The organism is Mesorhizobium sp. WSM4313 (genome assembly GCF_002294725.1).
Taxonomy (GTDB): domain Bacteria; phylum Pseudomonadota; class Alphaproteobacteria; order Rhizobiales; family Rhizobiaceae; genus Mesorhizobium.
In genome coordinates this window covers 26,475-32,921 of the sequence record NZ_NSFT01000028.1, presented here as the reverse complement: position 1 = coordinate 32,921, position 6,447 = coordinate 26,475, and the positions used below count along the sequence as shown (strand labels likewise).

5 protein-coding genes are annotated in these 6,447 nt (G+C 64.9%); 4 read left to right on the top strand and 1 reads right to left on the bottom strand.

All coding sequences use genetic code 11. The annotated features are described in order from the left end of the window. Positions 1-274 precede the first annotated feature (274 nt). A complete protein-coding gene (locus CK219_RS29775) occupies positions 275-1,558 on the bottom strand; it encodes an MFS transporter (RefSeq protein ID WP_095770067.1) in 1,284 nt (427 codons plus the stop codon). 78 nt (positions 1,559-1,636) lie between these two features. Here CK219_RS29775 and CK219_RS29770 point away from each other — a divergent pair, with 78 nt between their 5' ends. From CK219_RS29770 to CK219_RS29755, 4 genes are all read left to right on the top strand, one after another. After that, positions 1,637-2,245: a TetR/AcrR family transcriptional regulator gene (locus CK219_RS29770; protein WP_095770066.1), complete on the top strand. Its 609-nt coding sequence runs from the start codon at positions 1,637-1,639 to the stop codon at positions 2,243-2,245. 43 nt (positions 2,246-2,288) lie between these two features. Beyond that, positions 2,289-2,879, top strand: a complete 591-nt coding sequence (locus tag CK219_RS29765; RefSeq protein WP_095770065.1) for a hypothetical protein — start codon at positions 2,289-2,291, stop codon at positions 2,877-2,879. Positions 2,880-2,981: 102 nt separating this feature from the next. Continuing rightward, positions 2,982-5,084, top strand: a complete 2,103-nt coding sequence (locus tag CK219_RS29760; protein WP_095770064.1) for a 3-hydroxyacyl-CoA dehydrogenase NAD-binding domain-containing protein — start codon at positions 2,982-2,984, stop codon at positions 5,082-5,084. 290 nt (positions 5,085-5,374) lie between these two features. Then, positions 5,375-6,400 (top strand): BMP family protein, encoded by a 1,026-nt coding sequence (locus CK219_RS29755; RefSeq protein ID WP_095770063.1) that lies wholly within the window; start codon positions 5,375-5,377, stop codon positions 6,398-6,400. Positions 6,401-6,447 lie beyond the last annotated feature (47 nt).

Here is a 6,447-nt window from a genome sequence, read left to right as displayed (position 1 = left end):
CGCCCGCAAGCTTGTCGCCTAGAAACGCCTCCGCCAGGCTCAACTGTCCCGTCTGCTTCACAGCCATCGCGATTCCCTCCGAGCTTCCTCTCAGAGAATCACAACCAGCCAATTACGCAACAGGCCCCTTGTGGGAGAAGGTGGATCGGCGCGATAGCGCCGAGACGGATGAGGGGTGTTCCAGCGGAGTGAGGCGTCGGTGTTCCCTGGAGCACCCCTCATCCGGCCGCTTCGCGGCCACCTTCTCCCACAAGGGGAGAAGGGAAAGTCGCGCCTAAGCCGCCTGCGGCTCCGGCCCGAAGGCCGGCCTGCTCGTGTTGATCAAGAGCGAGATACACGCCGCCGCGATGCCGGTCATCCCCGCGATCAGGAAGGCCAGCTCGTAATTGCCCTGCAGCTCGCGCATCGTGCCGCCGAAGGCGGCGGCCGCCGCGGCGCCCACCTGGTGGCCGGCGACGATCCAGCCGAACACGATCGGTCCGCTGCGATCGCCGAACGCCTCGTTGGCAAGCCTCAGCGTCGGCGGCACGGTGGCGATCCAGTCGAGCCCGTAGAGCACGGCGAAGATAACCAGGCTGGTCGCCGAGAAGCCGGAATAGGGCAGGTAGATCAGCGACAGACCGCGCACCGCGTAATAGACGCCGAGCAGCTTGCGCGGATCGAAACGGTCGGTGAGCCAGCCGGAGAGCGTGGTGCCGATCAGATCGAAAATGCCCATCATCGACAACAGCCCGGCTGCCTGCACCTCGCCGATGCCCATATCGCCGCAGAAGGCGATGAGATGCGTGCCGACGAGTCCATTGGTGGTGAAGCCGCAGACGAAGAAGGTGGCGAACAGGTACCAGAACACCCGCGTGCCCGCCGCGCGGCGCAGCGTGTTCAGCGTGTGGGCCAGGAAATTGCCCTGCGATGCCGGCGACACCGGCGGCACGTCGTCGGCATCGGCGCCGTAACGAACCTGGCCGATCGAAGCGGGGCGCTCCGGCACCAGCAGCAAGACGAAAGGTATCAGCGCGGCGGTGGCCAGCGCCACGGCGATCGCCACCGGCTTCCAGCCGCCGCTCTGCGCCAGCGAGGCGATGAGCGGCAGGAAAACCAGCATGCCGGTGGCGCTGGAGGCTGACATCAGGCCCATCATCAAGCCGCGATTGGTCTTGAACCAACGGTTGACGATGGTGGCGCCGAGCACGCTCGCCACCGCGCCCGAACCAATGCCGGAAAACACGCCCCAGGTGATGAAAAGATGCCATGGCTCAGTCATGAACAGGCTGAGCGCGGTCGATCCCGACATCACCAGCAGGGAGCCGAGCAGCGTGCGGCGCAACCCGATGCGCTCCATCAGCGCGGCGGCGAACGGTCCGGTCAAGCCGTAGAGCAGGATGCCGACACTGGCGGCCCAGGACGTTACGTCGCGATGCCAGCCGAAGCTTTCCTCCAGCGGCACCATCATCACCGAGGGCGCCGAACGGAGCCCGGCCGCGATCAGCAGGCACAGGAAAATGACGGCGACGACGACAAATGCGTAGCGCTGGCCAAACGGACGGGACTGGATTATCATGTTACTGACCGGTACGTTGCAATGGAATGAGGCCATACATACGTACCGGTCAGTAACATTGTCAAGCGAGTTGTTTGAATGCCATCCGACAATAAAATTGAAGCGTCGATCAGCGAGCCCCCTGCTCCGAGGGCGGCGGACAAGATCCTGGACGTGGCGCGCGACCTCTTTTACCGCGAGGGCATAAGGGCAATCGGCGTCGACGAGATCGTCAGGCGCGCCGGCGTCACAAAGCCGAGCCTGTACCGCAGCTTCCCGTCCAAGGATGAGCTCGCCGCCTCCTATTTGCGCAAATACGACCTCGAATTCTGGGAACGCTTCGACGAAGCGGTCGATGCGCATCCGGGCGATCCGCGGGCCCAGATCATCGCTTTCCTGACCCGCGTCGGCAAACGCACGCAAAAGCCCGATTATCGCGGCTGCGGCATGACCAACGCGGCGGTGGAATATCCCGAGCGCGGCCATCCCGCGCGGGTGGTGAGCGAGAACAACAAAGTGGAATTGCGCCGGCGCCTGCGCGCCATGGCGGCCGCCATGGGCGCTGCCGATCCCGACACGCTGGGCGACGGCCTGCTGCTGCTCATCGAAGGCGCCTATATCAGCGGCCAGTTGTTTGGCTTGGGCGGACCGGCAGCGGCGGTCGCCCGCAACGCCGATCTCTTGATCGAAGCCAGCTTGAAGAAATAGCGATTGACGTTACGCTCGGGCAGCTCGAACGGAGTTGTCAGCGATGCGCGCTCTTCTGGTCCCGCTTGCCCTCGCCGGTTTCTGCCAGGCGGCCCAGGCCGGCGACATCTCCAGCGCCTATACCGAGCTCGACTCGAAGAAGGACTGCGTGACCTATGCGCAGGCCGCAGAAGGCGACGGCGACTGGGCGAGCCTCGCTTGCTCCGGCTATCGCGGCTACCCGGTGATGATCAGCTACGACGACGCGCGCGAATCCGTCTATTACGGCTTTCCGTCCGACGACATGACTGCGGTCTGGGAGAGTTTTACCGCGTTCAACGGCTCTGGACCGAAAGTCGAATGGCGCATCGAGACCAATGGCGACGTCGTCATCCCCTTCGCCGCCATCCACCGCCGCTCCGTCAGCAACCCTGAGGACGAAAAGAAATCGACCGATGTGCTGGTCGTCGCCAAGGTGGCGCAACCGGAAGAGCATCAAGGTTGCACGATCGGCCTGGTATTAGCCACTGGCAATCCGCAGGCCAACGACCAGGCGCGCAAGCTCGCCGACGAAAAGGCAAAGACCTTCGCCTGCGGCAAGGACAAGCGCGAGGTGATCGGCGACGTGCCGCCCTTCGGCCGCGTGGACAACTAACCGGGCCTCGCCAACAATTGGGCCAGGGCCGGATCGGGTTCCCATTCGGGTCGCTGCCTAGTAAACCCTTGCGCGGTTGCAGCCGGTCTCGGGAGGTTCCGCTTGTCCAGTTCTGTCAGCGTCACGAACGAGAACGGCGTGGCGGTGGTCACCATCGACAACCCGCCGGTCAATGCGCTGAGCTTTCATGTCCGCAAGCCGCTTTACGAGGCGCTCACCGCTTTGCGCGACGATCCCGCCGCGAGCGCGATCGTCATCGCCTGCGCCGGCCGCACCTTTGTCGCGGGCGCCGACATCACCGAATTCGGCAAGCCGGTCGAGCAACCGGAATTGCGCGCCATTATCGCCCTGCTGGAAACCATCGCCAAGCCGACGGTCGCCGCCATTCACGGAACAGCGCTGGGCGGCGGGCTGGAACTGGCGTTGGGCTGCCATTTTCGCGTCGCGGACGCCGGCGCCAAGCTCGGCCTGCCGGAGGTAAAGCTCGGCCTGCTGCCGGGCGGCGGCGGGACCGTACGTTTGCCACGCCTGATCGGCGCCGCAAAAGCGCTCGGCATGATCGTCTCGGGCAGCCCGATCTCGGCCGGCGAGGCGAAGGCCGTCGGTCTTGCCGATGCGGTTGTCGACACCGATCTGTTGGCAGAGGCGGTTCGTTTCGCCCGCGAAATGGATTATCGAGGCGGACCGTTCGTGCCGGTGCGTGACCGCAACGACCGCCTTGCCGGAACCGACCTCGGTGCCCTCGACCGCCAAGGCGCCGATCTGGCCAAGAAAGCCCGCGGACTGGACGCGCCGCTTGCCTGCGCCGAAGCCGTGCGTAACGCGATCACCTTGCCGTTCGACGCAGCGCTCGCGGCCGAGCGGGAGCTTTTCCAAAAACTCGTTTCCGGCGACCAGTCGCGCGCGCAGCGGCATTTGTTCTTTGCCGAGCGCGAGGCGGCGAAGATACCGGGTAAGGATCTGCAGAAGCGCCGGATCGAACGCGTCGGCATCATCGGCGCCGGCACGATGGGCGGCGGCATCGCGATGGCCTTCGCCAATGGCGGTCTGCCGGTGACTTTGCTCGAGACCAGCGAGGAAGCGCTGCGGCGCGGCCTGGCGACGATCGAGAAGAACTATGCCGTCTCCGTCGGCCGCGGCTCGTTGACGGAAGAGGCCAAGCAGCAGCGGCTCGGCCTATTCAAGGGCAGCACCGACTACGCCGATCTCGTCGATTGCGACTTGATCATCGAGGCCGTGTTCGAGGACATGGCGGTGAAGAAGGACGTGTTCGGCAGGCTCGATGCGGTCGCCAGGCCCGGCGCCATCCTCGCCACCAACACCTCCTATCTCGACGTGAACGAAATCGCCGCCTCTACGTCGCGGCGGCAAGACGTGCTCGGCATGCATTTCTTTTCGCCGGCAAACGTCATGAAGCTCCTTGAGATCGTGCGCGCCGAAAAGACCGCACCTGAGGTTCTGGCGACGGTCACCGACCTCGCGCGGCGCATCGGAAAGGTCGCGGTCGTCGTCGGCGTCTGCCACGGTTTTGTCGGCAACCGCATGCTGTCCGCAAGGGGCGCCGAGAACGAGGCGCTGTTGCTTGAAGGCGCGACGCCAAGTCAGGTCGACAAGGCCTTCACCGATTTCGGCTGGCCGATGGGGCCGTTCCAGATGGGCGACCTCGCCGGCCTCGATATCGGCTGGCGCAACCGCAAGGCCCGCAGCCAGACGGCGGTGATTGCCGATACGATGTGCGAGCAGGGCCATTTCGGCCAGAAGACCGGGCGCGGCTGGTATCGTTACGAGACCGGCTCGCGTGAGCCGATTGCCGATCCGGACGTCGAGGTGCTGGTCCGGGCCAAGGCGGCGGAGCTTGGAATTGCGCGGCGCGAGATCGGCGCCGACGAGATCGTCGAGCGCACGCTCTATCCGCTGGCCAACGAGGGCGCCAGGATTCTTGAGGAAGGCATCGCAGCGCGCGCGTCCGATATCGATGTCGTCTGGGTCAATGGCTACGGCTTCCCGATCGGCAAGGGCGGGCCGATGTTCTGGGCGGGGCTTGAAGGTGCGGCGAAGATCGTCGAGCGGCTGGAGCACTGGCACCGACAGACCGGCCGGCCGATTTTCGAGCCGGCGCCGGCGTTGAGGCGGTTTGCCGAGACGGGCGCTTGGGAAGTGGGCGACGCCCGGCAATTCGTCATTCCAGGGCGAAGCGAAGCGTAGACCCTGGAATCCATGCCGTTCGATCAGACGAAGAATGCCACGGTCCAGAACAGGCATTGGCGCAGCCGTCGCTGGTTCTGCGCCGTTGAGCAGCGTCGAGGTCACGGCATGGATCCTCGGGTCTGCGCTGCGTCGCTACGCTCCTTGCTCCGCCCGGGGATGACGAACGCACAGGCGTCCCCACCAAATTTGACCATGTGGACAAATCTCAGGCGCCGTTCCATAGTCCCGGGTGTCTGACATTTTGGAACGGCCGGCTCGACACGGCTGTCGAACAGAGGGGCACTTCAATGGAAAACGAACGTAGCAAAACGCAACGCGCCGGCCTGTCGCGGCGCAGCGTGCTGGAACTCGGCGCGCTCGGCCTCGCGGCTACCGTGCTGCCCGGCGCGGCCTTCGCCAAGGACAAGAAGCTGAAGGTGGCGGCGATCTTCGCCACGCCGATCGAGGAGCCGTGGGACAACCAGATCCATGTCGCCCTGCAGAAGGCCGAGAAGGAGCTGGGCATCGAATACAAATGGTCGGAAAAGGTGCAGACCGCCGACTTCAGCCGCGTGATGCGCGAATATGCTCAAGGGGGGTACCAGCTGGTGCTGGGCGACGCCTTCGCCGCCGAGCGCGAGTCGCGCCGCACGGCCAAACAATTCCCGAAGACCGCGTGGCTGTTCGGCTCCGGCGCCGGCCCGGCCGAGCCCAATTTTGGTGTCTTCGACAACTGGATTCACGAGCCCGCCTATCTCTCCGGCATGATCGCCGGAAAGATGTCGAAATCGGGCACGGTGGGCGCCGTCGCGGCGATGGGCATCCCGGAAGTGAACCGGCTGGTCAACGCTTTCTTCGCCGGCGCCAAGGAGGTCAACCCGAACGTCAAGAAGAAGGTCGCCTTCATCGGCTCCTTCTTCGATCCGCCCAAGGCCAAGGAAGCAGCCGTGGCGCAGATCGATGCCGGCGTCGACGTCATCTATGCCGAGCGGTTCGGTGTCATCGAGGCTGCGGTCGAGAAGAAGATTTTTGCCATCTCCAACATGTCCGACCAGTCCAGCCTCGGGCCGGATACGGTCATCACCGGCCCGGTGTGGGACATGTACCCAACGGTCGAGCAGGCGATCAAGCTGGTCAAGGCCGGCGTCTTCACCGCGCAGGACTATGGCGATTTCTCGCGCATGGCCAAGGGCGGTTCGTATCTGGCGCCCTTCCACAAGTTCGACAAGACGCTGCCGGCGGACGTCAAGGACCTGGTCGAGAAGAAGAAGGCCGAGATCCTCGAAGGCAATTTCCGCGTCGACGTCGACGAGAACACGCCGGTTTCGGACTGACGCCAGGGGCGGCGCGAGGCCCCCCTCTCTGTCCTGCCGGACATCTC

Excerpts from the sequence above, each read along its gene's own strand:
- CK219_RS29775 (WP_095770067.1), bottom strand. The coding sequence starts at position 1,558 with ATGATAATCCAGTCCCGTCCGTTTGGCCAGCGCTACGCATTTGTCGTC.
- CK219_RS29770 (WP_095770066.1), top strand. The coding sequence starts at position 1,637 with ATGCCATCCGACAATAAAATTGAAGCGTCGATCAGCGAGCCCCCTGCT.
- CK219_RS29765 (WP_095770065.1), top strand. The coding sequence starts at position 2,289 with ATGCGCGCTCTTCTGGTCCCGCTTGCCCTCGCCGGTTTCTGCCAGGCG.
- CK219_RS29755 (WP_095770063.1), top strand. The coding sequence starts at position 5,375 with ATGGAAAACGAACGTAGCAAAACGCAACGCGCCGGCCTGTCGCGGCGC.